Origin of the sequence: Roseivivax isoporae LMG 25204 (assembly GCF_000521865.1) — a bacterium.
Taxonomy (GTDB): domain Bacteria; phylum Pseudomonadota; class Alphaproteobacteria; order Rhodobacterales; family Rhodobacteraceae; genus Roseivivax; species Roseivivax isoporae.
The window spans coordinates 67,046-93,595 of the sequence record NZ_JAME01000015.1 but is presented as its reverse complement, the minus strand read 5'-3'; the positions used below and the strand labels follow the sequence as shown (position 1 = coordinate 93,595).

Here is a 26,550-nt window from a genome sequence, read left to right as displayed (position 1 = left end):
ATTTGAAGACACTCCAACTCATTACAAGCTCCTCGCTTCGTCAGGTCGGCGACGACGAGAGGATCAGCGTGCCCAGAACGCCGAGATCTCGTGCGGCCTCGTATTCCGTGCGTTTTCGTTCGTCGTACGTATCCACCTGATCGATCTGCGCGTCGTAGAGATCGCGCCCCGTCGTCAGCACGTCGATCAGCTCGCGTTGACCCGCGATGAACTGCTGTTCGTAGTTCTCCAGCACCCTTTCGGCCTGGTCGAGTTGCACGCCGCGCGCGGCCTCGGTGGCGCGCAGCGCCGAAATGTGCTGCAGCGCGGTGCGGGCGGTATTGGACATCTGGCGTTCGACGGCGCGCAGCGAAGACTTCGCCGCCTCGAAATCCGCCTGTGCCACCTGGATGGCGCGTCCACCTATGCTCGACGCGTTGAGGTCCACGCCCGCCGAAACCCCGACCGCCGTGCGCGTGCGCCCGCCATTCAGATCGGTGCGTCCTTGCGCCTGCAACTTGATCGTGGGCAGCCGCGACGCGCGGGCCCGCGCGACCCCGGCCTCGGCCTCGGCGGCGCGCGCCCGTGCGGCGATGTAGTCGGGGGCGATGCGCACGGCAGATAGGATCGCGGCATCGGTGCCATACTGTTCCGGGAAATCGAGATTGGGCGGCGGCAGCACGCCCCCGGGCGCGCGCCCCGTGAGGAAAGAGATCTGTGTCAGCGCCATGTCGCGATCGGAACGCAGGCTGTTCAGCTGGTCCTGCGCACGGGCGATCTCGAGCCGGGCCCGCGCCACCTCGCCGTTGTCTCCGAGCCCTGCGCGGGCGCGGTCCTCTGCCTGCCGGGCGAGCCGTCCGGCATAGTCCATGTATTCTCGCGTGAGGGCGATCTTGCGCTCGAAGACCTCGACGTCGAGAAAGGCCTCCGAGACGCGCAGCGACAGGTCCTCCACGGCCATCTTGAGGTCCGACACCGCCTGCACCCGCACCTGCGAGGCAGCCCTGATCTTGCTGCGGATGAGCCCCCAATCGTACAGGACCTGCGACACCGTGAGCGTGAGGCCGGGGCCATTCGCGTCCGTGGTGTTGCTGTCCGCGGAAACGCTGACACTTGGGTAATACTCGTCCCGCGCCGCCTGAACGTCGAGAGAACGGCTGGCAACCTGCTGGCGCAGCGAGGTCACGTTCGGATCAAGCTCGGTGGCAAGCCGCGCCGCTTGCGGCAGGGCCATCTGGGCCAGCGCGGCGGAGCCAAGCATCATCCAGGCGCACGCGGCCATGACGAGAATGCTTCGGAACGCTGCTCTCATCCTTCACCCTCCGTGACAGTGGCGGGATCGATGTCGAAGACCGTGGGCGGCGCGTCGGAGTGCGCGAGGGCTGCATCCGCCGAACTGCGAAACGTCACGCCGGCCTCGTCCTGCGCGTGCGGCGCCCCGCCCGTAAGCGCGGCGATGTCCGCGGCGAACTGGGCGTCGCCCGCGCCATCCTCGATCAGGGTCAGCAGCGCATCGACGTCGTCGCCCAGGTCCGGAGCCGCCCCCGCGGCAACCGCGGTCGCGGCATCAGGCGCAGGTGTCGGTGCCCCGGTTTCGCCGCCATCCCCCCCGCCGCCGTCGGATGTCAGCAGGCTCGTCGATCCGAACCCCGACACGAGGCCCAGGCCGGCAAGCGTCGCAGTGCTCGACCAGCCTTGGGCGTCCCCGCCTCCCCCGGCGTCCTCCGCAACAAGGCCTCCGGCGTCGCCATCAGAAGCTGCAGCAGCCGCGGTCGGCACGGCGTCCCCGGACAGGTCCGCCGCCCCGGAGAGATCCGAAGCCGCAGGTTCCGGAGCGCTCAGTCCCGATACGGCCGTGCGGCCATCGGCGGTCTGGAGCGTGCTGAAATTGCCCTGCTCATCGATCGAGAAGAAGTTTTCGACATAGAGTTGCCGGCCATCCTCGAAGGACATCCTGAGATCGGCGCCCACCTTCAGCGTCTCGGAGATCGGCGGGGTCGTTTCGGGCAGCGTGAGAGTCGTCGCGGCATTGAGCATCAGGCGCGACCCGGACAGGCGGGACGGGACTTCGTCTCCCCCCGCGGGTTGCACGACGACCTCAATGCTCATTCGCCCGGCTCCTCATTACTTTCGGTGACGACGGCCTCTGCCGAACTCCGGGCAAACCACGCCCACACTCACCACCCCATTCGCCGGCGGGGCAACACGTGGACAGGCGCGAAAGGTGCGTGATGCCCACATCATTTCGGTCTATCGGCAAAGTCCTATCGGATCAATTGCAATCTTGACACGATCATCCGGTGATAAAATTTTGCTCAGAACCCTCCCGAAATGCATGTCGAACCATACTTTCTCCCTAGATTCTCCTCATTCTCTTCAGGCGTCCCGCATTCCGGATCCGCAAGTCTCGAAAGGCCGTCCCGAGCGCCGCGCAGCGGTCCTCCGCTCTTCGGCATTTCTGGCTGCATTTGAAAACATGTTTGCACATAAACTAAAAAATTTAACATTTTCAGATACATGTAGGTAATGTTTGAAGAGTATCCGAAATATGAATATGCACGGAACGCCTGTCAACCTGGATTTAGGTCGATACACGAATCCATAACCACAGAATTATCCGCTCGAATCCCGATCCATCACGCCTCGCCTCGACGTCTCGCACCAGGGCATGGGAATTCCGCGCCGCGGCGAATCGCTTCCCGCACATCGACGAAAGCGCGAGGTCACGCGCCCGAAAGTCGATCCCGCACCCGGCTGCCCTGCACCTTCACCGTCGCGTCTGGGATGTTTCCAAGCACATGGCCCGCATCGTGAATTGGCCGGACGCGCCATACGGAAAGTCCATACTGCCAACGGGTTGCTCCATTCCACGCATCAGCCGCCCTCTTCCTCTGTCGCCCCGCCGAAGAGGCCGCCGATCAGTCCGCCGCCGTCGCCGCTGTCGCCCCAGAGCGCATCCACGGCGTCGTCGATGGCCGCCTCGCCCAGCAGGCTGTCGTCGCCCTCGGCGACCAGCGTGTCATCGCCCCCGAGCAGCGCGTCGAGCGCGGTCTGGCCGCCAGCAAAGAGATCGCCGTCAACGGTGCTGCCAAGGATCCGCGACAGCAGCATGTCCACCTCGTCAGCGCCTGCATCGCCGTCACCGCCGATGATGCCGTCATCCACCAACGTGCCGGAAAGTTGCCCATCGATCCCGAGCGCGCCGAGCAGGTCGTCGGCGCTGTCGCCCACCGAGTGCACGACGTCGAGGCCGAAGGTGTCGGTCTCGCCGAGCAGTCCGTCGAGCAGGCCATCGCCGTCTCCCGAGGCGAACAGGCTTTCGAGGAACCCGTCGTCCTCGTCATCCGGCGCCTCTCCGGCGTCTGCAGCCAGTGGTTCGCCGGAACCCGCGTCGGGAGCAACGCCATCGGTGGCGGCAGGGTCGGTGGCGTCGGCGTCCGACGGCTCCGGCTCGGGACCCGCGGACGGTGCAGTCGCCTCCGGCATGTCGCCGGCGACCGGTTCGCCGGCGGGTTCGCCCGCATCGTCCGGGTCGCCTTCCGAAGTCGCGCCCGCGTCGACGGCGGTCTCCTCGACCAGGGCCGCGCTCGCGTCTCGGCCCGCCAGAGCCTCTCCCTCCGCCTCCTCGGCAGAACTTGCGGCCGTCGTTTCCGCGGACGCTTCCTCGCTCTCGACCTCGTCGCTGACGGCCTGCGCCGGGTCGCGTGCCCCGCGCGACAGCAATCCGCCGACCAGCCCCCCGATCAGCCCATCCCCGTCCGACACGGCGTCCACGGCACCATGAAGAACACCGTCTTCACCGACGACGGTATCGAGGGTGTTCTCGATGACGCCCGCGTCGCCTGTGACCGCATCCAGCGTATCGTCAAGCACACCGTCGTCGCCCGTGACCGCGTCCAACAGGCCGTCATCGCCGGCCACGGCTTCGACGACATCATCGGTGACCGAGCCCTCTCCGAGGAGCGGATCCCCCACGCCGTCCCCAGCACCAACCGCGTCGAGTGCGCTTTCGACCACACCGCCGTCGCCGAGGACGGCGTCGACCGCACCTTCATCGCCAAGGACGGTTCCGAGGGTGCGATCATTGGCGACGCCCTCGTCCACCATGTCTGCGATGACGTCGGCCGTATCCCCGACCTCCCCCGACACGTCGGCCGCGTCACCGGCATCGACAGCGGACCCGGCCTCTTCCGATCCGCCGCCAAGCAGGCCACCGAGAAGACCGCCAACCAAGCCGTCCTCGCCCAGCACGCCGTCGACCAGGCCATCCTCTCCGACGACCGTGTCGAGCGTGCTGTCGAGCAGGCCGTCCTCGCCGACCACGCCGTCGAGAAGCCCGTCCTCGCCCACGACCGTGTCGAGGACGTCGTCCACCACGCCGTCCTCGCCCAGCGCGCCATCGACGAGGCCTTCCTCTCCGACGACCGTGTCGAGCGTGCTGTCGAGCAGGCCGTCCTCGCCGACCACGCCGTCGAGAAGCCCGTCCTCGCCCACAACCGTGTCGAGGACGTCGTCCACCACGCCGTCCTCGCCCAGAACGCCGTCGACCAGGCCATCCTCGCCCACGACCGTGTCGAGAGTGCTGTCGAGCAAGCCGTCCTCGCCGACCACGCCGTCGAGAAGCCCGTCCTCGCCCACAACCGTGTCGAGGACGTCGTCCACCACGCCGTCCTCGCCCAGCACGCCATCGAGCAGGCCCTCTTCGCCCACGACCGTGTCGAGAGTGCTGTCGAGCAAGCCGTCCTCGCCGACCACGCCGTCGAGAAGCCCGTCCTCGCCCACAACCGTGTCGAGGACGTCGTCCACCACGCCGTCCTCGCCCAGCACGCCATCGAGCAGGCCCTCTTCGCCGGCAACGCCGTCCAGGAGGCCGCCTTCACCCAAAACGGTATCGAGGACCTCGTCGACGACACCGCCATCCCCGAGCACGCCATCGACCAAGCCGTCCCCCCCCACGACCGTGTCGAGCGTGCTGTCGAGCAGGCCTTCGTCGGCGACGACAGGATCGAGGACGTCGCCCAGCACGCCGTCCTCGCTGGCCGTGTCGTCGACCGGGCGATCCGCCACACCCGTGTCGAGCGCGTCCTCCGGGGCGGTTTCCTCGAAGCCCGGATCGGACGCGAGCGGCGGGGCACCGGCGTCCTGCGCGGACACGTTCACGGAGGGTGAGGGCGCGGCCTGGATTGCGGCAGTCGTTCCCGCGCGGGCGACCTCGACAGGATCGGGGGCCTCCTCGGCCGCGCGGGAGGGAAACGGGAAGGTGCCGTCAGCGACGTCGATCTCGACGGGAGGCGGGCCGGCATCGCCCCCCGCCGCTGCGGGATCGGCCACGGGCACGGGACCCACGGCAGCCGCTGCATCGGCCTCCGGCGGCGCCGCATCGGCCGCCTCGCCGGTTCGCGCAGGTCCCGCAACCAGCGTTTCGCCCGGACCTGCAGCCTCGGTCGCCTCGCGCTCGCCGGCGTTCGCCTTTGCCGCGTCGGCGACGTCCCGCAGCGCCTGCTGTCCGTCCGCGGTCGCGCTCTGCGCGGCGAGGCCCATGCCGATGGCACTTGCCGCGGCCGTGGCGATGCCGGACGGCGCGGCGTCAGCGCGCCCATTCGGGCCGTCCCGCAGCCTGAGGTCGAGGTCCGGGGCGCGCACCGTCTCCTGCGCGGCATGGCGCGTAGAGGTTTCCCTTTTTTCCCCGCTGGACACCACCTTGGCGCGCTCCTTGCCCGCGCCAGAGGGACCGCATTCAGCAGACGTGGCGCGAGTCGTGATACATTCTCGTCGCCATTACATACCATCCTTCTCGCAGAGGTCTACATTCTTAAGTATGTAACTCGGGAAAAGTCGCATCTTTAGATGATACCAGGGCACTCCCTCCACAAGGCTTGACCGCCGTCCGGCCGGGCACTGCGGGACGATCGCGCGCCCGCATCACGCCATGACGACACGGGTGCCGGCGACGTCGTGAACCGCGATGTCGGTCTCGTAGAGCGCGCTCAGGGTATCGGCCGTCAGCACGTCTTCGGGCGGCCCGGACGCGAAGAGGCGGCCGGCCTTGAGGGCCACGAGGTCGTCGGCGAAGCGCGCGGCGACCGTCAGGTCGTGCAGGACGACGACCACGGCGGTGCCGGCCCGGGCGCGGGCGGCGAGCACGTCCATCGTCCGGCGCACGTGCCCGAGGTCGAGATTGTTGAGCGGCTCGTCGAGCAGCAGGACCCCGGGCGTCTGCGCCAGCGTCATCGCGATCAGCGCCCGCTGGCGCTGGCCGCCCGACACGGAGTCGAGATGGCGGTCGGCGAAGGGGGCGAGATCGAGCTCGGCGAGGCAGGTCTCGACGATGGCACGGTCGGCGTCGCCGAGCCGCCCGCCGGAATGCGGATAGCGGCCGAAGCCCACGAGGTCGCGCAGCGTGAGCCGCGGCGCGATCTGTGTCGCCTGCCTCAGGATCGCCAGACGCCGGGCCAGATCCGGCGAGGGGATCGCCGAGATCTCGCGGCCGTCGAGGCGCACGGTGCCGCTCGAGGGCTTCAGCAGGCGCCCAATAACCGCCAGGAGCGTCGACTTGCCGGCGCCGTTCGGCCCGACAAGCGCCGTGACGCGCCCCGGCGCGATGCGGGCGCTCACCCGGTCGAGCACCCGCGTGCCGCCCAGCGTGGCGCTGACCTCGTCGATCTCGATCATCGCGCGGACCTCCGGAAGATCAGGAACAGGAAGACGAGCCCGCCCAGCCCCTCGATCACCACCGAGACCGAGGTCTCGAAGGCCAGCACGCGCTCGAACAGCGTCTGTCCGCCCACGAGGATGGTCGCCGACACGAGGCCCGAGAGCGGCAGCACCGTCGCATGCCGCCAGGTACCGGCGATGCCGTGGGTGATCGCCGAGACGAGCAGGCCGAAGAACACGACCGGCCCCACCAGCGCGGTGGAGACCGACACCAGCACCGCGACCAGTGCTAGGAGGCGCCGCGCCTCGCGGTCATGGTCGATCCCGAGCCCGATCGCGGTCTCGCGCCCGAGCGCCACCACGTCGAGCCTGTCGCGCCGGCGCCAGAGCAGCGCGGCCGCAAGCGCCGTCGCCGCCGTGCCGATCCACAGCAGGCGGTCGTCCACCGTGGTGAACCGGGCGAAGGCCGCGCCCTGCACGATCGCGAATTCGGACGGGTCGATCAGGCGGTTCACGAGCCCCGCGAGCGAGCGGAACAGGATGCCGAAGACGATGCCGGTCAGCACGAGAAGGGTGAGGTCGGCGCCGCGGCGCAGCAGGACGGCGAAGAGCACGAGCGCCGCGCCGATCATCAGGCCGGTCTCGATCCCGAAGCGTGGCAGGGCGCCGAGCGTCGCGGCCCCGAGCCCGCCCAGCGCGGCGACAAGCATGGTCTGGATCAGCAGGTAGAGCGCGTCGAACCCCATGATCGACGGCGTCAGGATGCGGTTGCCGGTCACCGTCTGGAACGCGATCGTCGACCAGGCGACGGCGGTGCCGACGACCGCGAGCGCGAGGAGCCGCTCGGCACGGAACATGAGCGCGAAGCTCCAGTTGCCGCGCGCGCCGAGCGTCAGGAACAGCACCGACGCCAGCGTGAAGGCCGCCGCCGCGAGGACGAGGCGCCTATGTTCCACGGGCGGGCCGCGTGTGCAGGAGCCACAGGAAGATGCCGGCGCCCACGACGCCCAGGACGGTGCCGACGGGGATCTCGAACGGGTAGCGGAGGAGCCGTCCGAGGATGTCGCAGGCCAGCACGAGCGCCCCGCCCGAGAGCGCCACGAGCGGCAGCGTGGCGCGCAGGTTGTCGCCGCGCAGGCGGCTGACGATGTTCGGCACGACAAGGCCGACGAAGGGCACGAGCCCGACGGTCACCACCGTCACCGCGGTGATGCCCGCGACGGCGGCAAGCCCCAGGGCCATCACCTGCCCGTAGCCGAGCCCGAGCGCGGTGCTCATGTCCGCGCCGAGCCCCGCGATGGTGAACTGGTTGGCATAGGCGAAAGCGAGGACGGTCAGCGCCCCGGCGATCCAGAGGAACTCGTAGCGGCCCAGCATGACGCCCGAGAACTCGCCGCTCATCCAGATGTCGACGAGCTGCAGCAGGTCGCGCTCGTAGGCGAGAAAGGTCGCGGCCGCGCCGAGGATTCCGCCGTAGACGATGCCGGTCAGCGGGACGAGAAGCGGCTCGCGCGGCGGCAGCCGGCGCACCAGCACGAGGAACCCGGCGGTCCCGATCAGCGCCGCGGCGAGGGCGGCCAGCATCTTGACCCAGAGCGCGGCGCCGGGCGCGGCGAGGGTGACCGCGACGAGCCCCAACGCCGCCGCCTGCCCCGTGCCGGCGGTCGAGGGATCGACGAAGCGGTTGCGCGCCAGCATCTGCATGATCACGCCGGCGACCGCCAGACCCGCGCCGGCCAGAAGCGCGGCGGCGGTGCGAGGCGCACGGCTGACGGCGACGAGCCAGAGCCCCTCTGCATCCGCACGCAGCGTGCCGACCCCGATCGCGAGGCTCGCCGCGACAAGCAGCAGCAACAGCGCGCCGAGCGGTACCGTGCCACGCCTCAAGGCCGCCCCGCGTCCTCGAGGGCGCGGGTCACGGTCTCGAGCGTGTTCAGCGTGGCGCGCGCGCCGCCGCTCGCGATGTAGGTCTCGGCGGCGTCGAGATAGATCACCTGCCCCTCGCGCCACGCTTTCGTCTCGCGCACGAGCGGGTTGTCGAGCGTGGCGCGCGCGCTCTGCCCTTCCGCGCCGATGGCCGCACCGCGGTCGATGACGAGGAGCCAGTCGGGATCGGCGTCACGCACGAACTCGAACGACACGGCCTCGCCATGGGTCGCGCCGTCGATGCCGTCCGCCGCCTCGGGCAGGCCGGTCGCCGCGTGGATCCAGCCGAACCGGGACGCGGCACCGTAGGCCGAAACCTTCGGTCCGTTCGTGAGCAGGATCAGCGCGTCGCCGCGCGCCTCGGCCGCGGCGCGGGCGCGGTCCACTGCCGCATCGATCTCGGCCACGAGCGCACGCGCGGCGTCGGACCTGTCATAGAGCGCGCCGTAGGCCGCGATCCGCGCCCTGGCCTGCCCCAGGACGTCGTCGCCCCAGATCGTCATGTCGATGGCCGGGGCGATCTCCGCCACCGCATCCCGCTGTTCGGACGACCGGCCCCCGACGACCACGAGGTCCGGCTGCATCGCATAGAGCGCCTCGATGTCGGGTTCGAAGAGTGTTCCGGCATCCCCCGCATAGGGCGCAAGCCGCTCGAGGTAGACGGTGCCGATCGTGTGCAGTCCCGCGACGCCCAGCGCGTCGAGCGTGTCGAGCGCCGCCATGTCGTAGACCACGGTCGTGGCCGGCGCCGCCGGCACGTCGACGCGGCCCAGGGCGGTTTCGATCTCCACGGTATCGGCGCGGAGCGGCGCTGCCGCGAGGATCGCCGCGACAAGGGCGGGAAGCAGGTGACGCATGGGGCGATCTCTCCTTTTCGGGGCGGCAGGTCTATTCCTGACCATTCCGATAAGATATCAGCATGGCGAGGTCCAGTGGCGGGTGCGCCACCCCGGCTTGACGCGGGTCAAGTATCCGATAAAAACACTCGGATATGCGTCCGGCGGCCTTTTCCGTCGGGCTCCGATGCCTCGGGAGACCGCCATGCCACAGTCCACCGCCCGCTTCGCCACCGAGGCCGCAGACCGATATCTCGTCCAGTTGACGAGGCATTTCGCGCACAGGATCCCGACGGCGCAGCAGGGCCGCAGCGGGACCTGCACCTTCGACATGGGAACGGCGACGCTCCGGGCCGACGATACCGGTCTCGACATCCGCATCGACAGCGACGCGGCCGAGGGCCTGGCGCAGGTCCGGCAGACGGTCGAGAGCCACCTCCTGCGCTTCGCCTTCCGCGAGGACCCGCAGCCGCTCCACTGGTCGTGACGGCGGGCCGCGCATCATTAGATGCGCTTGCATGATAAACGGCATCCGCCTAGAAGCAGGGCCCAGCAGCCAGGGCGATCCCCAGCCAGACCTCAAGCCGACAGGGATCGTCCATGCCGCACAACCGTGCCCTCCGCCTCTCGTCCGTCAGCCTGGCCGCGCTTGTCGCCGCAGGCTCCGCCCAGGCCCAGGACCTCGTCTACGAACTCGACCCGATCATCGTCGAATCCCGCGACGATTTCTTCGGAGCCGCCGACCGCGCGACGTCGATGTATGTCTCGGATTTCGAACTGGAGCGCGCCCGGACCGGCGACCTCAAGGACGTCTTCGCCGGCATCGCGTCGGTGTCGGTGGGCGGGGGCATCCCGCTGGCGCAGAAGATCTTCGTCAACGGCGTCGACATGCTGAACCTCGGGGTGACCATCGATGGCGCCGCGCAGAACAACCGCGCCTTCCACCACGTGTCTGCCAACGCCATCGACCCCGGGCTGCTCAAGGAGGTGCGCGCCGATGCCACGGTGTCCCCGGCCGATGCAGGCCCCTACGCGCTTGCAGGATCGGTGGTGTTCGAGACGCTCGATGCCGAGGACCTGCTTGCCGACGGCGACCGCTTCGGCGGCAACGTCCGGCTGAGCTACGGCGACAACGGCGAGACGTTCCAGCGCGCGCTGACCGCGGCGGGGCGGACCGGCGGCTTTTCCTGGCTCGGTTACGCCAAGCGCGCCACCGGCGAGGATTACGAGACGGGCGACGGCGACGTGATCGGCGGCACCGCGGCCGATCTCGATTCCCTCCTCGGCAAGGTCGCCTACGAAACGGACGCCGGCCACCGGGTCGAATTCTCGGGCCTCAGGCTCCGGGACGACGCGCTGCGCCAGTATCGCGCGAATTTCGGCGGGCCGGTCGGGCCGACCGACGAGCTGCGCGTCTACGACACGACCCGCACGAGCTACGCGCTGAGCTACGAGACCACGCAGGCCACGGGTCTGTGGGACCCGCTGGTGAAGCTCGGCTACTCCGAAAGCGACATCGTCGTCTCCGAGCCCTTCGACAGCAACGGCCTGTCCTGGACCAAGTCCGCGACGTTCCAGAACACCTTCAATCTCGGCGGGGACGACACCGTCGTCGCGGGGATCGATTTCCAGAACCGTTTCGGCGAATACGACAGCCCGCTCTTCTCTGACTACTTCACCGAGGAAAGCCGCAACACCGGCATCTTCGTGCAGGCCCGCCTGTCGCCCACCGAACGGCTCAAGCTGTCCTTCGGCGCCCGCTACGACTGGCAGGAGTTCGAGGGCGTCTCGGGGCAGGACGTGTCCCATTCCGGCGCCTCGGGCAACCTGTCGGCAAGCTACGCGCTGACCGATACCTTCACCCTGCGCGGCGGCATCTCGTCGGTCTTCGGCGGCATCGATATCGAGGACAATTTCCTCTATGACCGCTTCGCGTTCGACTACGACGACCTCGATCCGAGCCGCGCCCGCAATGCCACGCTCGGCTTCGACTACCGGCTCGGCGGCCTGACGCTCGGCGGCGAACTCTTCGCCACGCGGATCGACGATGCCCGCGATTCCGGCGACAATTTCGACTTCGAGAGCCGCGGCTTCAACATCGGCGCCACCTATGGCTGGGCCTCGGGCTTCTTGCGCGCCACCCTGTCGAAAAGCGACGTGACCATCGACGGCGACCGCACGACCGGCTTCGAGACCCAGGATTTCGGCGCGCCCCTCGGCACCGTCCTCGCCTTCGAGGTGGAGCAGGACACGGGGCTCGGGGGCCTGCGCGTGGGCGGAGGCATCGACGCGGCGCTCGACTACGACATTCCCGACGACGACCCGGCCGAACCGACGACGGATCTCGACGGCTACGGCGTGGTGAACGTGTTCGCGGAATACGCGCCGCCACGGTTCGGCAACCTGACGCTGCGCGCGGAGGTCAGCAACCTCTTCGACGCGGACTATGCCGATCGCGCGACCTATGGCGGCGAGTTTCCGAGCCTGACCACGCTCGGCGAACCCGGGCGGACGATCTCGCTGACCGCCGTCGCGCGGTTCTGACCGGCCAGGCATGGCGCGGTCAGGGATAGAGCCGGATCAGGAAGCGGGCCATGGCGTAGGCCTCGTCGGTGCCGAGCCTCCGGCCGAGGCTCTCGCGGATCGCCGCCTCGTATGTGGGCCAGATCCGCGCCTCTACCCCCTGCCCGTCCGCCGTCAGCCGCAGGAGCAGGCCGCGCCCGCGGCCCGCCCGCGGCGTCCGCTCGATCCAGCCCTTCTCGGCCAGACGCTTCACATGCCGCGACAGCGCGTATTGCGGCGTGAAGAGCCGCTCCTCGAGGTCCTGCATGGCGATCCCCTGGGGCCCGGCACGCTCGACCTCGAGCAGGATCTCGTACCACACCGGGTCCTCAAGGCCCTCCGCCCGCAACACCCGCGCGATCCTCGGGCCGAGGCTCCGTTGAACCCGCAGAAGGTTGAACCACACCCGGTTGTAGCCGAGCTCGGGATCGTCGTCTCCGGCGAAGGGATCGTCGTGAAAGTCGGCCTCGGTCACTCTGCGCCCCCGTCCCCGTCGCACCCGCACGCACGGCCGCGCGCGGACGGCGACGCGCGTCGCGGGGGCCTCGGGTGCGGATGCCGCCCTAGCACGACGCCCGCCCCGGCGCCATCGCCGAGACCTTGGCGGCGGCCCCGGACCTGTCGGCCCGCCCGGTCGACCGCGAGCTCCCGTGACGAGCGCTGGTCGCTTGACGGGTACGACGCAGGTCCCGACATCCTCCGGCGGGACCAGAGCACGGGACACGACGCATGACGGAGGCCTCTTTCCTCGAAACGGCACCGGTCTTCCGCATCTTCGACGAGGCGAAGGCGCGCGCCTTCTACATCGACTGGCTGCGCTTCGAGGTCACCTTCGAGCACCGGTTCTCGCCGGACGCGCCGCTCTACATGGGCCTCGCGCGCACAGGTCTCGCGCTCCACCTCACCGAACATCACGGGGACGCCACGCCCGGCAGTACCGCATTCATCAGAATGACGGGCATCCGGGCATTCCACCGGGAAATCCTCGCCCGCCCCTACGCCGCCAACCGCCCCGCGCTCGAACGCCTGCCGTGGGGCCTTCAGGTCGAGGTCGTCGATCCCTTCGGCAACCGGATCAGGTTCTGCGAGACGGCATGAGCGAGCGTTTCCCGGCGCCGCGACGACCGCCCGAAGACGATCGACGCGCACCCCTGCCGGCTCATTCCGGGGCGTGTTTCAGTGCGATCAGCAGAGCGGGAATGCCAATGAGCGCCGAGATCGGCATGACCGACCAGGGTCCGGAATGATCGACGATCACGCCCCCAATCAGGGCTCCGGCCGCGATTGCGCCGTTATAGGCGGAGACGAAGGGCTAAACAACTTCTGGCCTAAGAGCCTATAAATAGACAAACTTTTCTTCTTACTTCAATATTCAGCCAACATTTTGCCCCACATTTCTTCCGTGCCCTCGGTCGGTCAAGTTCAAGCAACAAGACGGACGTTTCGGACGGACGGACACCCCGCCCCTTAAGGGGCGGTGGGGGTGTCCGTCCGTCCGAAACTTTTCTGTTGATTTTGTTTTTGTCCGGTCAGCTTCGGAACAATGTCCTGTGAAGAAGGGAGAGGCGCGGTGCCGATCCTGACTTACCACAACCGAAGGACACGCTATGACTACCACGCCCCTCCACCATCAATATAACTCCGCACCTACCATTACCAAAGCCGGTGAGTTTCGGCCAATGATCAACGCCCCGTTCGTTGTAAAGAACCTCTTCAAGCCGGGTGAAGTCGGGATGATCGCCGGTGCGCCGGGCCTCGGCAAATCGACGATCACCGCCGCAATAGCAGCTCACGCTGCTCAAGGGCGCAACTTCGGTGGGCTCCCCGTCAGGAACGCGGTGGTGATCTATTACGCAGCAGAAGATGCCTACGGGGTCTTGTGCCGGGCGCATCCCTATATGCGCGATCCTGCCTGCGCCCACGCCCCCTTCTACGTCGTCCACGGTGCGCCCAATCTTCTGAACCCCGAGACCCCAGAAAAGGTCGCTCGGTTCGTGTCGATGAAGCAGGCCGAACACGGATGCGATCAGGCGCTCGTGATCTTCGACACGCTGAACCGGTGTATCGGCGAGGCCGATGAGAACTCGTCAAGCGCGATGGGCGCTGTCGTTGGATGTGCAACATCCATTGCACAGACAACCAACTCCGCTGTCGTGTTCGTTCATCACGTTGGAAACGGGAATCCGGATCGCCCCCGCGGTTCCTCCGCTTTCCACGGCAACGTCGATTGCCTCTGTTTGCTCAACAAGGCATCGGTCGCCGGGTCTGGCAAGGTTGTCCTGCTCAACGCTGTGAAACAGAAAAACGCCCAAGAACTCGGCGCGTTGCCATTCAAACTATCGGGGTTGACGATTGGCACCGACAACGACGGTTGTGCAGTTACTGTTCCAATGGCGACACCAATCGTAATCACCAGGTCTGGCTCTATTGGGCGCGTCTCATTCATTACTAAGAAGTATGACGGAGCGATTGTGAGCGATGACCTTATTAGAGTTAGGGTTCCGGATGAGGATCTGAGGTATTACATCTTTGGCTTCTTGCAGACGGAGTTTGCGCAAAATCAGATGGCGCGAAACGAGTATGGCGCTATTCAGCAACATTTGGAGCCACAGCATATCCGGGATATGCTTATACCAATGCCCTCGGACATTTCTACTTTCAACGCCCTGGTGAACAAAATGAAATCAACGATCGAAGCCAGAGAGCGGCTGGAGGATTTGAATGAGCAAGGTCTTGGCGCGATGCATTCGGTAATTTTGAAGGGCGTCGAGGATACTAAGTCGGAAAGGTAAATTGGAAGTGTGTATGCCGACGCATCTTATTCGTCGGCATACATCTTTATTGCGCGGCGACCCGCTTCCCGATCCAAGTCCGCTAAATCATTGTATTTGTAGGCTTCGCCCATTACCCACATTCCCCATTTTTCCAGAAGCTTTCTGCGTTCGTGAACGAGCTTCGCTCGGTTGTATGCTTGAACCGTCTTGGAGCCGATTGCGTGCGCCAGGACCATCTCAGCCACATCGTCCGGTGCCATAGCGTCTTCCCGCGCCCAGGTCCGAAACGCCGCCCGCATTCCGTGCACTGTGACCCCCTGCACGTGGCTTTGGAGCAGCTTGCGCATCGTATTTTCCGAGATCGCTTTTCTCGGGTTGCTCGGCGATGGGAATACGAGTGGACTGGACTTCGTCCGGTGCTCACGCACGACCATCAGGATGTCGCGTGCGTGTGTCGTTATCGGCACCACAAACTCTTCGCCGGATTTCATCAAACTGCCAGGGATCGTCCATTCTGTAAGTGTATCATCGAAATGTTCCCACTCCGCGAAACGGACCGACCCAGACCGCAGTGCCGTGAGGATTGTGAAGCGAAGAGCGAGCGCGCCGACCACGTTCGACCCATTCAGTTTCTCCATCAAGTCGGGAAGGTCGTGATAGTCCAGCGCCGCGAAATGCTCTGGCTTCTGCCGTTGAGGACGCATAGAGCCGAGCATCCCCGACGCCGGATTGCCTGTTGCGCGATACCCTCTGCCGCAGGCGAAGTCGAATACCGCCGAGATGCGTTGCAGCACCCGGCGGGCGGTTTCCGGCTTGGATGTCCAGATGGGGTCAAGAACCGTTTCTATATCGTCTTGGTGTATCTCGGAGACGGCCAGGTTGCCCAGCGTCGGGAAGGCGTATGTTTCGAGCGTCCGAAGCCACTGCGCGATATGCTTGCCGTTGTTGGCGTTGTCCTTGAACTTCCTTTCGTGAACTTGCCGGGCAAGCTCCTCAAATGTCGTTGCCTTGCCCTCATCCTCGCGCGTCCGCACTTTCGGATTGCCACCGCTGCGAGCGATCCGGCGAAGCTCGAATGCTTTCTCGCGCGCTTCCGCGAGCGACACCAGATTTGCCGACCCAAGTCCGAAGTCCCGGCGGCGTCCGCGAACGACCGTCCGGAGTATCCATCGCCGGGCCCCAGACGGATCAACTTTCAAGTATAGGCCGCCCCCATCGGCGTGCCGACCGGGACCGGCCTTGCGGACAAACGCTGCGTTCAGCTTCTTCTCGACGTGCGGTCCGGACTTCACGCGCCGCTCTGATTCAGGAAAGGATGACCCGTCCATATCTCGACCCTCATTCCGTCCCACATTTTCTGCGGGAGGATTGGGGCCAGATGTTGATGAAAACCTGTCAAAATCCAGTAAATGTGGGCTATTTTGGCGCCCGCCCGGCACAAAACCGGGAAAACTGGCGGAGACGAAGGGATTCGAACCCTCGAGACGGTTTCCCGCCTACTCCCTTAGCAGGGGAGCGCCTTCGACCACTCGGCCACGTCTCCGTTGACCCGTATAACGGTGCAAGCTCAGGATATACAAGGCGAAATTCCACGCCGGGGCGGCGCGGGGAGCGGGTCGGGCCAAACCCTTGAAATGGAAACGAAACGAACCGGCATCGCGGCGCGGCGGTGACGGCACGGCGGGGCACGGCGGCCCGCGCGAGCGCCCTGCCCCCACGATTCGACGGACGGCCCGCGCGCGACGGATGCGGGCCCTCCGTCCGGCGACCGGGGCGGCGGGCGGCGCGTGACCATTGGTCAAAAAAACCGGCGCCGGCGGCGGGAAGCAAGCTATAGTGCCCTCCGGCCGGGCGCGCCCACAGCGGGCCCGGGAGCGAGCGCGACAGGGGAGGACGCAGATGCTCAGCAAGATCCTGGTGCCCGTGCGGGGCGACGGCATGACCGGAACCGTGCTGGGGCATGCAGCCGAGGTGGCGCGGCGCCACGGGGCCCACGTGGTGGTGGCGCATTGCCGCGCCCAGGCCGCGGACCTCATGCCCTTCGGCGTTCCGCTGCCCGCCTTCGCGCGCGAGACCATCCTCAAGCAGGCGCACGAGCTCGCCGACCGGCAGGAGGAGCACCTGCGCCGCATCCTGCACCAGCTCGCCCGCGATTTCGGGCTCGAGGAGGGACCCGCCCGTCCCGGCGCGGCCGCGACCTGCGAGTTCATCGAGGAGCCGGGGCGCATGGCCGACGTCATCAAGCACCACGGCCGCCTGTCGGACCTCGTGGTCGTGGCCAAGCCCGACCGCGACCGGAGCCTCGGCTACAACTCGCTGAAGGCCGCGCTCTACGGCACCGGCCGGCCCGTGCTCATGTGCCCGGGCCACGGCGCACCGCCCGCTACGCTCGGGCGGCACGTCACCATCGGCTGGAACGGGTCGCTCGAGGCGGCACGCGCGGTCGCCTCGACGCTCGACATCGTCGCCGCGGCAGAGACGGTCAGCATCCTCGCCGGCGGCAAGGGCGAGCCCCACGGCGCCACCACCGAGGAGCTCGTCGCCTATTACGCGCTCCGCGGGATCACCGCCGGAATCGTCCACTTCGAGGCGCGGAACCCGGGCGCGGCGCTGCTCGGCAAGACCGGCGAGATCGGTGGCGACCTCCTGATCATGGGGGCCTACAGCCACAGCGAGGAACGCGAGAGCCTGTTCGGGGGGAACACCAGGACGGTCGTGGATGACGCGGAAATTCCCGTGGTGCTTGTTCACTGATCCCTTCGGATTAAAATAACAAAACAACTCTTGCAAGTTTCGCTGCGCAATATAATTACGTGGCGGGTCGGAGCATGGATCCGGCGACACCGGGAGGGGAGGCCCGGTGCTCCGGACCTCGAGGGGCCGGCTAACAGAGGAGGAAAGAGACATGCACTTCACCAAGAGGGGTTTCCTCGGTGCTGCCGCGGCCGCCACGCTCGCGCTCGCACCCCTGCCGGCGCTGGCCCAGGAGTGGGAACCGTCGCGGCCCATCGACTTCGTGATCATGGCCGGTCCGGGCGGCGGCGCCGACCAGATCGCGCGGTTCATCCAGTCGGTGGTCGAGAAGAACGACATGACGTCCCGCCCGCTCGTGCCCAACAACAAGGGCGGCGGATCGGGCGCCGAGGCGCTGCTGCACATGTCGCAGGTCCGCGACACCGATCACACGCTGCTGGTGACGCTCAACTCGTTCTTCACCACGCCGCTGCGGCAGGAGGGCCTCGGGATCGACGTAGAGACCTTCACGCCGATCGCCATGATGGGCGTCGATCCCTTCGTGCTCTGGGTGCACAAGGACCAGGGCATCACCAGTTTCGACCAGTTCGTCGAGGAGGTGAAGGCCGCGGACGGCGAATGGGTGATGGGCGGCACCGGCAAGGGCCAGGAGGATTCCATCGTCATCGCCTACATGGCGGGCGCCTACGGGCTGAAGATCAAGTACATCCCCTATGACGGCGGCGGCGCCGTCGCCAAGGACCTCGCCGGCCGGCAGGTGATGGCGACCGTCAACAACCCGGCCGAGGCCAAGGGCTTCTACGATTCGGGCGACTTCGTGCCGCTGCTCGCCTTCTCCGACGAGCGGATGGAGAGCTATCCGGACGTGCCGACCCTGAAGGAGATGGGGCACGACTTCTCGTACTACAACCAGCGCGCCATCGTCGGCCCGCCGGGCATGTCCGAGGAGGCGGCCAGCTATTACCGCGACCTCTTCACCCGGGTCTACGAGAGCGAGGAATGGCAGAGCTACCTCGTCTCCGAGAGCCTGTCGCCGCTCTGGATGGATGCGGACGGACAGCGCGCCTACTGGCAGAAGCAGGTCGAGAACCACCGCGCGCTGCTGGCGCAGATCGACAGCTGACACCGGCCGGACAGGGCCCACGGGACGAAGGGGACGCGCATGCGCAAGGGCGAACTGACGACGGCAGGCCTTCTCGCCCTGTTCTCGCTCTACCTCATGTGGAAGAGCATGGAACTGCCCGTGGGCTACATCCGCGGCGAAGGGCCCGGCGGCGGCGCCTGGCCCTTCTGGCTCTCGCTGATCATGCTGCTGTCCTGCGGCATGATCGCGCTCAACTGGTGGCGCGGGAAGAGCCCCGCCTCGCGGTCGGACGAGCCGCTGCTCGACGGCTACGGCTGGCGGACGCTGTTCCTCGTGGGCGGCGGGATCATCGGCTTCGTGGCCCTCGTGAACGTGGTGTCGATGTACGGCGCGGTCGCGGTGTTCCTGCTCTACTACCTGCGGTTCCTCGGCCGACACGGCTGGCCGCTGACACTGGCGATCTCGCTCCTGACACCGCTCGGCATGTTCTTCTTCTTCGAGGGCGCGATGCAGATCACCATGCCGCAGGGCATGGCCTTCACCGCCCCGGTCTTCGACGTGCTTTACGAGATCATCTACTAGCCCCCGCGCGGGCACCGAGGGACAGCAATGGAAGTTCTGGGATTTCTCGCCGACGGCATCCTGATGGCGCTCGAGCCGCTGAATCTGATGCTGATCCTGATCGGCGTCTCGGTCGGTCTGTTCATCGGGGCCATGCCCGGGCTCGGCTCGGTCAACGGGGTGGCGATCCTGCTGCCGGTCACCTTCCTGGTGCCGCCCGGCTCGGCCATCATCTTTCTGGCGGCGATCTATTACGGCGCAATGTACGGCGGCGCGATCTCGTCGGTGACCCTCGGGATCCCCGGGGCCTCGACCGCGGTCGCCACCACCTTCGACGGCAGGCCCCTGGCCCTGCAGGGCCGCGCGAGCCTCGCGCTCGTGACCGCGGCCATCGCGTCCTTCATCGGCGGCAGCGTCGCGAACGTGCTCTTCACGCTCTTCGCCCCGGTCCTCGCCACGCTCGCCCTGTCCTTCGGGCCGCCCGAGATCTTCGCGCTCATGCTCCTGGCCTTCGCGACCTTCGTGGGGCTCGGCGGCGACGACATCGCCAAGACCGTCTTCTCCATCTGCTTCGGGCTCGTTCTGGCCTCGGTCGGCTACGACCAGATCTCGGGCGCGCCGCGCCTCGTGCTCCTCGACATCTCGGGCTTCCTGCACGGCATCGGCTTCCTCGTGCTGGCGATCGGGGTCTACGGGATCGGCGAGATGCTCTGGACCATCGAGCAGACCCGCGGCGAGGTGACCACCACCACGCCGCGCATGACGGTGTCCGGCATGCTCGCGGACACCAAGGAGGCGCTCGCGCGCGGCTGGAAGGGCACGACCATCGGGTCCTTCCTCGGCTTCTTCGTGGGCGTGCTGCCGGCGGCAGGCGCGACGCCCGGGTCGCTCATGTCCTACGGTGTGGCCAAGATGGTGTCGCGCGCCCCCGAGACCTACGGCCGCGGCAATCCCGACGGCGTCGCGGCGCCCGAGGCCGCGAACAACTCCGCCTCGACGGGCGCGATGCTGCCCATGCTGACGCTCGGCATCCCGGGGTCACCCACGACGGCGATCCTGCTCGGCGGCATGGTGATCTGGGGCCTCGTGCCGGGCCCGCGGCTCTTCACGACCGAGACGGAATTCGTCTGGGGCCTGATCGGGTCGTTCTACGTGTCGAACCTCGCGGCGCTGATCATCAACCTCGCCTTCATCCCGCTCTTCGTGTGGATGCTGCGCATGCCGTTCACGATCCTCGCGCCGATGATCTTCGTGCTGTCGATCACCGGCGGCTACGCCGCGACGCGCGACATGCACGACATCTGGCTGATCGTGATCTTCGGGCTCGGCGCGTTCTTCCTGCGCAAGTTCGACTACCCGCTGGCCCCCGCGGTCCTTGCCATCGTGCTCGGCCCGATCGCCGAGCCGACGCTGCGGCAGTCGCTGCTCCTGTCCTCGGGGGATCCCTCGATCTTCTTCACCCGGCCCATCGCCGGGCCGATCACGGTGATCGCGCTGATCCTGATCTTCCTGCCCGCGCTGAAATACCTGCGCCGCCGGAAACCCGCCGCCGCGGAATGAGAAACGGCCCGCCCCGATCAATCAGGGCGGACCGCTTCGCCACCGGTCAGGCGGTGTCAGGAATAGAGGCCCGCCACCCGCGCGCGCAGCTTCACCAGCGCCAGCACCGTGTCGATGGTGGGCGTGGGCGTGCCGGTGACCCGCCCCAGTTCCTGCACCGATCCCACCAGCGCGTCGATCTCCATGGGCCGGCCCTGGTCGAGGTCCTGCAGCATGGAGGTGCGGTGGGCGCCCACGTCTGCCCCGCCCTGGATACGGCGGTCGACATCGATGGGAAACTTCACGCCCAGCTTCTCGGCGATCTCCTGCGCCTCGAGCATCATGCCGCGCGCCACCTGGCGCGTGCCCTCGTCGGTGCAGAGCACGTCGAGCGTGGCATGGGTCAGCGCCGAGATCGGATTGAACGACAGGTTGCCCCAGAGCTTCACCCAGATCTCGTCACGCAGCTTCGGCCGCACCGGCGCCTTGAGCCCCGCCGCGGTCAGCGCCTTGGACAGGGCCTGCGCGCGCTCGGATTTCGACCCGTCGGGCTCGCCCAGCGAGAAGCGGTTGCCCTCCACGTGCTTGACGACGCCCGGCTCGATCACCTCTGCGGCGGGGTAGACCACGCAGCCCAGCACCCGGTCCGGACCGAACCCGTCCCATTGCTTGTTGCCGGGATCGACGGATTCGAGCCGCGTACCCTCGTGCGCGCCGCCGATCTTGTGGAAATACCACCACGGCACCCCGTTCACGCCCGACACGATGGTGGTCTCGGGCCCGATCAGCGGCTGCATCCTGTCGACCACGCCCGGCACCGAATGCGCCTTGAGCGTGACGATCACGTAATCCTGCGGGCCGAGCTCGGCGGGGTCCTCCGACGCGGTGACCTCGACCGTGGTCTCCTCCCCCTCCTCGATCAGGCGCAGGCCGTTCTCGCGCATGGCCTCGAGGTGCGGGCCGCGCGCCACGAGGCTCACATTCGCGCCCGCCTGGGCGAGCTTCGCCCCCATGTAGCCGCCGATCGCGCCGGCGCCGAACACGCAAATCTTCATGTCGTCCCCCTGTCGTTCCGTGCGGGGCCCGCATCCCGGGCCCCGTCCTGCGCCGTGCGCCTCACGCCTTCTCGGCGAGGCCCAGCTTCTCCGCGAGCCCGATGCGCTGCAGCTTGCCCGTCGCGCCTTTCGGGATCTCGTCAAGGATCAGCACCTTTCGCGGCACCTTGAAATCGGCGAGCCGCTCGGCGGCGAAGTCGCGGATCTCGCGCTCGGTCGCCTCCTGGCCCTCCTTCAGCACGATGGCCGCCGCCACCTCCTCGCCGAGCTTGTCGTGCGGCAGCGCGAAGGTCACCACCTGGTCGACCGCCGGGTGGTCCGAGATCACGCCGTCGACCTCGAGCGGGCTGATCTTCTCGCCACCGCGGTTGATGATCTCCTTCAGCCGGCCCGTGAGGCTCAGGTAACCCTCGTCGTCGAACGCGCCCTGGTCGCCGGTGCGGAACCAGCGCTTGCCCTCCGCCTCGAAGAAACTCTTGCGGTTGGCGTCCGGATTGCCCTCGTAGCCCGGCGTCACGTTGGGGCCCGAGATCACCACCTCGCCCGTGCCCTCCACGAGCCGGTCCTCGGTCTCGTGCGCGATGCGCACCTCGGGACCCGCGGCGAGGCCCACCGCGCCCGGCTTCTGCCGGCCCGGCGCGATCGGGTTCGAACACATCTGGTGCGCGGCCTCGGTCATTCCGTAGGCCTCCACCACCGGCGCGCCGAAGGTCTCGGCGAGCCGCGTCATCAATGGCCCCGGCAGCGAGGACGAGGACGAGCGCAGGAAGCGCAGGCGCGCGTTCCGGATGATCTCCTCGTTGCGGCCGGCACGGCTCAGGATCGCCTGGTGCATGGTCGGCACCGCGGTGTACCAGGTCGGGTCGACCTCCTTGAGCCAGCCGAAGAACTTGAGCGCGTCGAAGCCCGGCGCACAGGCGATGGAGGCCCCAGCCGCCAGCGACGAGGATACCGCCGCCACGAGCCCGTGGATGTGGAAGAGCGGCATCACGTTGAGGCAGCGGTCCCCGGCCGTGAGCGCGAGCGAGGCGCGGATGTTCTCCGCCGACGCGGCGACGTTCGACTGCAGGAGCGGCACGATCTTCGGCCGCGACGTCGTGCCGGAGGTGTGCAGGATCAGCGCGACGTCGTCGGGCCCGGGCATCGCGTCGTCCGCCGCAGCGCTCCCGCCCTCGGCCGCGAGCGTGAAGGTGCCCGCGGGCGCCGCCGGGTCGGAGGTCAGCCGGATGACGACGAGCCCGAACCGGCTGGCCGCGGCCAGCGCCGGGCCGTCATAGCCGGCCTCGACCACGATCGCCCGCGCCTTGAGGTCCTCGAGGTAGAAGGCGAATTCCTCTTCCCGGTAGGCCGGGTTCAGGGGCGCCGTCGTCGCGCATTGCGCCAGGGTCACGAAGGCCACCGCCATGTCGGGCCCGTTCGGCAGCACGATGGCCACGCGGTCCGACACACCGACTCCCGCGCCGCGCAGAACCTTGCGCACCTCCGCGCCCTGCGCGCGCAATGCGCCGTAGCTCATCCACTCCCGGCCCGGCGCACCGATGGCCGGTGCGTCGTCGGGATGGGCCCCGACCAGGTCTGCGATCGTGGTCGCCATGCGATTTCCTCCCTCTTTCCCTGATGCCTGCACTCGGTCGACGCGGACATTAGCCCGCGCGCGGCAGGTCTGAAAGTCGGTAAGATGGAGCGGTCGCGCCCCGTGACGACCCCGCCGAAGGGCTCGGGTGCACCCCGCCCCGCGGCTTGGCCGGACCGGCATGGCAGAGTCCCGCACGCGTTCACCCATCAAGGGAACGGTCGACCATCATGCTGGGTGGGGGGAGAAGTGGCAGCCCGTAGGGGAATCGAACCCCTCTTTCCAGGTTGAAAACCTGGCGTCCTAACCGATAGACGAACGGGCCACTCTTGGTGTGAGGCGCTTCCTAAAAGAAGCTGCAGACGGCTGCAAGAGGGGTTTTCACGTTTTTTTCGAATGCCTCAGGATGACGCAACGGCGGCGTCCTCGAGGCGCAGTTGCACCGACCGCCGGCCCTGCCATTCGTTCAGCTCGAGCCGCCCGGCGAGGTGGAAGCGCCGCCCGCGATGGTCGAGAAGCGCCGGTCCGAGCGGCCCGTCGAAGGCGCCGAAGGCGATCGCGCCAAGCGCCGGCCCCGTTCCGTCGCCGAAGCCGATCCGCAGGTGGCTCTCGCCCACGCGCTTGGCGAAGGTGATGCCCATGTCGCCGAAGGCAAAGCGTGGCGCGGCGGCGCCCTGCCCGAAGGGCCCCGCACGGTCGAGGGCGAGAATCATCTCCACGTCCGCCGCCCCCGGCATGAGCAGACCGTCGAGCCGGAGATCCGCCGCGCCGCCCTGCCCCGCGCCCTGCCGCGCCAGCAGTTCGGCGAGCCGCTCCATGGCGGGCTCGACCGCCGCGCGCGCGACCGTCAGCCCCGCCGCCATGCGGTGGCCGCCGCCCTTGAGCAGCAGCCCCTCGCCCGCGAGCCGCTGGATGCTCGCCCCGAGATCGACGCCCGCCACCGACCGCCCCGACCCCTTGCCGGTGTCGCCGTCGAGCCCGATCACGATCGCCGGGCGGTTGGTCAGCTCCTTGAGCCGCGAGGCGACGATGCCCACGACGCCGGGATGCCAGCCCTCGCCCGCCGCCCAGACGAGCGGTGCGTCGAGCCCGCGCGCCTCGGCCTGCGCGACGGCCGCCGCGCGCACTGCCGCCTCGACCTCGCGCCGCTCGGTGTTGAGCGCGTCGAGCTTCTCGGCCATGGCGCGCGCGGTGGTCGGGTCGGTCTCGGCCAGGAGCCGCGCACCGAGGTCGGCCTGCCCGATCCGCCCGCCCGCGTTGACCCGCGGACCCAGCACGTAGCCCAGGTGGTACGAGGTGGGCGCAGTGTCGAGCCGGGCGACGTCCGACAGCGCCACGAGCCCCGGCCGTTCCCGCCGCGCCATGACCTTGAGGCCCTGCCGCACGAAGGCGCGGTTCACTCCGCGCAGGGGCGCCACGTCGGCCACGGTCGCGAGCGCCACGAGGTCGAGGAGATCCATGAGCTCGGGCCCCCGCGCGCCCGCCGCGCGCAGTTGCCGCCCCGCCTCGACCAGCATCAGGAACACGACCGCGGCGGCGCAGAGATGGCCGAGCGCGCCGTCCTCGTCCTGCCGGTTGGGGTTCACCACGGCCAGCGCGTCGGGCAGCGTCTCGCCGCCCAGGTGATGGTCGAGCACGACCACGTCCGCGCCCGCCGCCGCGGCGACGGGCCCGTGCGAAAGCGTGCCGCAATCCACGCAGACGATCAGGTCGTGGCCCGCCGCGAGCTCGGCCATGGCGGGCTCGTTCGGGCCGTAGCCCTCGTCGATGCGGTCGGGGATGTAGAGCGTGGCGGTGCGGCCCATCTGCCGCAGCCAGTCGATGAGCAACGCCGCCGAGGCGCCGCCGTCCACGTCGTAATCGGCGAAGATCGCGATGCGCTCGCCGCCGCGCGCGGCCCGCAGGACCCGCGCCGCCGCCGCCTGCATGTCGCGCAGCGACCGCGGGTCGGGCAGGAGCTCGCGCAGCGTGGGTTCCAGGTAACCCGCGCATTCCTCGGCCGGCACGCCCAGCCGCGCGAGCGTGGCGCAGAGCGCGGGCCCGAGCCCGGTGGCCTGCGCGAGCGCCTCGGCCGCGCGGGTGCGGCCCACGTCCGGCCCCACCCAGCGCCGCCCCGTCAGCGACGCCGCGACCCCAAGATACGGCCCGTCCTGCACCTCTTCCCCTCTGTCCACCCTGCTTCTTCTTGGCGGAAATATCCGCGGGGAGCGCGAGGGGCGGCACGCCCCTCGCTCCCGCACGGCACGTATGCCCCCGGCCGGTCCGTCAGTGCGTCGGGTTGCGGTAGATCATGCGCCGGACCGACCCGGTCTTCGAGCGCATGAGCAGCGTCTCCGTGGTCAGGTAGCCGACCTCGCGCTTGATCCCCGGCAGGAGCGAGCCGCTCGTCACGCCGGTCGCGGCGAAGATCACGTGGTCGGTCACCATCTCGTCGCGCGAATAGATCTTGTCGAGGTCGCTGATCCCCGCCTTGGCGGCACGTCCCTTCTCGTCGTCGTTGCGGAACAGGAGCCGGCCGTAAATCTGCCCGCCCATGCATTTCAGCGCCGAGGCCGCGAGCACGCCCTCGGGCGCCCCGCCCGACCCCATGTACATGTCGATGCCGGTGGTGCCGGGCTCGGCGGTGTGCATGGCGCCGGCCACGTCGCCGTCGGTGATGAGCCGGATCGCGGCGCCCGTGCGGCGCACCTCCTCGATCATCGCCTCGTGGCGCGGCCGCTCGAGGATGCAGACGGTGATGTCCTGCGGCCCGCAGCCCTTGGCCCTGGCCAGAGCCTCTACGCGGTCCTTCGGCGACATGTCGAGCGTCACGACCCCCGGCGCGTAGCCCGGGCCGATGGCGAGCTTGTCCATGTAGACGTCGGGAGCGTGCAGCATCGAGCCGCGCGGCCCCATGGCGATGACCGTCAGCGCGTTCGGCATGTCCTTCGCCGTGAGCGTCGTGCCCTCGAGCGGGTCGAGCGCGATGTCGACGCCCGGGCCGTTCCCGCTGCCCACTTCCTCGCCGATGTAGAGCATCGGCGCCTCGTCGCGCTCGCCCTCGCCGATCACAACCACGCCCTTGATGTCGAGCTTGTTCAACTGCTCGCGCATGGCGTTGACCGCGGCCTGGTCGGCGGCCTTCTCGTCGCCGCGCCCGATGAGCTTCGCAGAGGCGATGGCCGCCTGCTCGGCGACCCGGGCGAGCCCGAGCGAAAGCATGCGGTCGTTGAAATCCGTGGGTGCGGCCATGTCGGGGCTCCGGTTCCGTTGG

21 protein-coding genes and 2 tRNA genes are annotated in these 26,550 nt (G+C 68.3%); 8 read left to right on the top strand and 15 right to left on the bottom strand.

What is annotated here, in order from left to right; translation table 11 throughout:
- Window positions 1–40: 40 nt before the first annotated feature.
- The 7 genes from RISW2_RS11375 to RISW2_RS11345 all read right to left on the bottom strand — a co-directional run bounded on the left by RISW2_RS11375 (window position 41) and on the right by RISW2_RS11345 (window position 9,416).
- Window positions 41–1,291 (bottom strand): TolC family protein, encoded by a 1,251-nt coding sequence (locus tag RISW2_RS11375; protein ID WP_084615353.1) that lies wholly within the window; start codon window positions 1,289–1,291, stop codon window positions 41–43.
- Window positions 1,288–2,088: a hypothetical protein gene (locus RISW2_RS11370; RefSeq protein WP_043770867.1), complete on the bottom strand. Its 801-nt coding sequence runs from the start codon at window positions 2,086–2,088 to the stop codon at window positions 1,288–1,290. The genes RISW2_RS11375 and RISW2_RS11370 overlap by 4 nt, the downstream gene beginning before the upstream one ends.
- A gap of 765 nt (window positions 2,089–2,853) precedes the next feature.
- Complete coding sequence (locus RISW2_RS23510) at window positions 2,854–5,679, bottom strand: hypothetical protein (protein WP_156943832.1); 2,826 nt, start codon at window positions 5,677–5,679, stop codon at window positions 2,854–2,856.
- 222 nt (window positions 5,680–5,901) lie between these two features.
- The gene (locus RISW2_RS11360; protein ID WP_043770864.1) at window positions 5,902–6,651 is read right to left on the bottom strand and encodes an ATP-binding cassette domain-containing protein; all 750 of its coding nucleotides are present in this window, start codon (window positions 6,649–6,651) and stop codon (window positions 5,902–5,904) included.
- A complete protein-coding gene (locus tag RISW2_RS11355) occupies window positions 6,648–7,589 on the bottom strand; it encodes an iron chelate uptake ABC transporter family permease subunit (RefSeq protein ID WP_051491957.1) in 942 nt (313 codons plus the stop codon). The genes RISW2_RS11360 and RISW2_RS11355 overlap by 4 nt, the downstream gene beginning before the upstream one ends.
- Window positions 7,579–8,520: an ABC transporter permease gene (locus RISW2_RS11350; protein ID WP_043770861.1), complete on the bottom strand. Its 942-nt coding sequence runs from the start codon at window positions 8,518–8,520 to the stop codon at window positions 7,579–7,581. The genes RISW2_RS11355 and RISW2_RS11350 overlap by 11 nt, the downstream gene beginning before the upstream one ends.
- On the bottom strand, window positions 8,517–9,416 hold the full coding sequence (locus RISW2_RS11345; RefSeq protein ID WP_043770856.1) for a siderophore ABC transporter substrate-binding protein: 900 nt from the start codon (window positions 9,414–9,416) through the stop codon (window positions 8,517–8,519). The genes RISW2_RS11350 and RISW2_RS11345 overlap by 4 nt, the downstream gene beginning before the upstream one ends.
- 184 nt (window positions 9,417–9,600) lie before the next feature.
- Between RISW2_RS11345 and RISW2_RS24560 the strand changes: the two genes are divergently transcribed.
- Together RISW2_RS24560 and RISW2_RS11335 are read left to right on the top strand one after the other, a co-directional pair.
- Window positions 9,601–9,882 carry a DUF2218 domain-containing protein gene (locus RISW2_RS24560; protein ID WP_043770852.1) on the top strand — a complete coding sequence of 94 codons (282 nt, stop codon included), beginning with the start codon at window positions 9,601–9,603 and terminating at the stop codon, window positions 9,880–9,882.
- Window positions 9,883–9,995: 113 nt separating this feature from the next.
- Complete coding sequence (locus tag RISW2_RS11335) at window positions 9,996–11,939, top strand: TonB-dependent receptor plug domain-containing protein (RefSeq protein ID WP_043770848.1); 1,944 nt, start codon at window positions 9,996–9,998, stop codon at window positions 11,937–11,939.
- Window positions 11,940–11,958: 19 nt separating this feature from the next.
- On the opposite strand, the gene RISW2_RS11330 is transcribed toward RISW2_RS11335, so the two are convergent.
- Window positions 11,959–12,432: a MarR family winged helix-turn-helix transcriptional regulator gene (locus RISW2_RS11330; RefSeq protein ID WP_043770845.1), complete on the bottom strand. Its 474-nt coding sequence runs from the start codon at window positions 12,430–12,432 to the stop codon at window positions 11,959–11,961.
- Window positions 12,433–12,686: 254 nt separating this feature from the next.
- On the opposite strand from RISW2_RS11330, the gene RISW2_RS11325 reads away from it, so the two are divergent.
- Together RISW2_RS11325 and RISW2_RS23970 are read left to right on the top strand one after the other, a co-directional pair.
- A complete protein-coding gene (locus RISW2_RS11325; RefSeq protein WP_043770840.1) occupies window positions 12,687–13,055 on the top strand; it encodes a glyoxalase superfamily protein in 369 nt (122 codons plus the stop codon).
- 509 nt (window positions 13,056–13,564) lie between these two features.
- On the top strand, window positions 13,565–14,749 hold the full coding sequence (locus tag RISW2_RS23970; RefSeq protein WP_084615351.1) for an AAA family ATPase: 1,185 nt from the start codon (window positions 13,565–13,567) through the stop codon (window positions 14,747–14,749).
- A 26-nt stretch (window positions 14,750–14,775) separates the two neighbouring features.
- On the opposite strand, the gene RISW2_RS11315 is transcribed toward RISW2_RS23970, so the two are convergent.
- The gene (locus tag RISW2_RS11315) at window positions 14,776–16,059 is read right to left on the bottom strand and encodes a tyrosine-type recombinase/integrase (protein WP_084615350.1); all 1,284 of its coding nucleotides are present in this window, start codon (window positions 16,057–16,059) and stop codon (window positions 14,776–14,778) included.
- Window positions 16,060–16,184: 125 nt separating this feature from the next.
- Window positions 16,185–16,274: transfer RNA gene (locus RISW2_RS11310), tRNA-Ser, on the bottom strand.
- Window positions 16,275–16,630: 356 nt separating this feature from the next.
- On the opposite strand from RISW2_RS11310, the gene RISW2_RS11305 reads away from it, so the two are divergent.
- From RISW2_RS11305 to RISW2_RS11290, 4 genes are all read left to right on the top strand, one after another.
- Window positions 16,631–17,485: a universal stress protein gene (locus RISW2_RS11305; RefSeq protein ID WP_043770835.1), complete on the top strand. Its 855-nt coding sequence runs from the start codon at window positions 16,631–16,633 to the stop codon at window positions 17,483–17,485.
- Window positions 17,486–17,636: 151 nt separating this feature from the next.
- A complete protein-coding gene (locus tag RISW2_RS11300; RefSeq protein ID WP_043770832.1) occupies window positions 17,637–18,608 on the top strand; it encodes a Bug family tripartite tricarboxylate transporter substrate binding protein in 972 nt (323 codons plus the stop codon).
- Between the two features lie 39 nt (window positions 18,609–18,647).
- Window positions 18,648–19,151: a tripartite tricarboxylate transporter TctB family protein gene (locus RISW2_RS11295; RefSeq protein ID WP_043770829.1), complete on the top strand. Its 504-nt coding sequence runs from the start codon at window positions 18,648–18,650 to the stop codon at window positions 19,149–19,151.
- A 27-nt stretch (window positions 19,152–19,178) separates the two neighbouring features.
- On the top strand, window positions 19,179–20,690 hold the full coding sequence (locus RISW2_RS11290) for a tripartite tricarboxylate transporter permease (RefSeq protein ID WP_043770810.1): 1,512 nt from the start codon (window positions 19,179–19,181) through the stop codon (window positions 20,688–20,690).
- A gap of 56 nt (window positions 20,691–20,746) precedes the next feature.
- Here RISW2_RS11290 and RISW2_RS11285 read toward each other — a convergent pair whose 3' ends face one another.
- The 5 genes from RISW2_RS11285 to glpX form a co-directional block, all read right to left on the bottom strand.
- Window positions 20,747–21,724 (bottom strand): 2-dehydropantoate 2-reductase, encoded by a 978-nt coding sequence (locus RISW2_RS11285; RefSeq protein WP_043770807.1) that lies wholly within the window; start codon window positions 21,722–21,724, stop codon window positions 20,747–20,749.
- A gap of 61 nt (window positions 21,725–21,785) precedes the next feature.
- Window positions 21,786–23,318, bottom strand: a complete 1,533-nt coding sequence (locus RISW2_RS11280; protein WP_043770804.1) for an acyl--CoA ligase — start codon at window positions 23,316–23,318, stop codon at window positions 21,786–21,788.
- Window positions 23,319–23,547: 229 nt separating this feature from the next.
- Window positions 23,548–23,622: transfer RNA gene (locus RISW2_RS11275), tRNA-Glu, on the bottom strand.
- Window positions 23,623–23,698: 76 nt separating this feature from the next.
- Window positions 23,699–25,471 carry a single-stranded-DNA-specific exonuclease RecJ gene (gene recJ / locus RISW2_RS11270; protein WP_244437548.1) on the bottom strand — a complete coding sequence of 591 codons (1,773 nt, stop codon included), beginning with the start codon at window positions 25,469–25,471 and terminating at the stop codon, window positions 23,699–23,701.
- A gap of 91 nt (window positions 25,472–25,562) precedes the next feature.
- The gene (gene glpX, locus RISW2_RS11265) at window positions 25,563–26,528 is read right to left on the bottom strand and encodes a class II fructose-bisphosphatase (protein WP_043770798.1); all 966 of its coding nucleotides are present in this window, start codon (window positions 26,526–26,528) and stop codon (window positions 25,563–25,565) included.
- Window positions 26,529–26,550: the final 22 nt, after the last annotated feature.